Raw genomic sequence first — 666 nt, forward strand, 5'->3', positions numbered from 1 at the left:
CATCGACCGCCTGATGATGCTGCTGACCGACAGCGCCAGCATCCGCGACGTGATCCTGTTCCCCGCGCTGCGCCGCGAAAGCTGACGCGCCGGGAGCGCCAAGGCCCAGGGGCGTGGCGCCTGCTCTTTCCGGGCGCTGCGGCGCCCGGAGCTTTTTCTGGACTGCCCATGCAACGCTCACTGAAGTTTTACCTGCCCGAATGGGCCCAGGACTGGCTCGACGTCATCGTGCCGGGCCTGCAGATCCTGCTGATCCTGCTCGCCGCCCTGCTGCTGCAGCACCTGCTGCGCCGCCTCGTGGCCCGCGCCAGCCAGCACTACCAGCTGCCGCACGAACTGCTGGTGCCGGTCAAAGGCCTATTGCGCTGGACCATCCTGGTCAGCGCGCTGCTGCTGGTGCTCGAACGCCTGGGCGTGTCGGCGACCGTGCTGTGGACCGCCTTCACCGGCTTTGCCACGGTGGGCGCCGTGGCCTTCTTTGCCGCGTGGAGCGTGCTGTCCAACCTGTTTTGCGCGCTGCTGATCTTCACCGTCGGGCCGTTCCGCGTGGGCGACACCATCGAGCTGCTCGACACGGCCGAAAAACCCGGCGCCAAGGGCCGGGTGGTGGACATCAACCTGCTCTACACCACGCTCGAAGACGACACGGCCACGGCAGGCGGCCAG

General features: G+C 68.0%; 1 protein-coding gene. It reads left to right on the top strand.

Annotated features, from left to right (window positions below):
* Positions 1–168 precede the first annotated feature (168 nt).
* On the top strand, positions 169–666 hold a 498-nt coding region (locus QZH66_RS15315), incomplete at its 3' end, for a mechanosensitive ion channel family protein (RefSeq protein ID WP_305806768.1).

The organism is Stenotrophomonas sp. YIM B06876, assembly GCF_030711595.1.
GTDB lineage: Bacteria > Pseudomonadota > Gammaproteobacteria > Xanthomonadales > Xanthomonadaceae > Stenotrophomonas.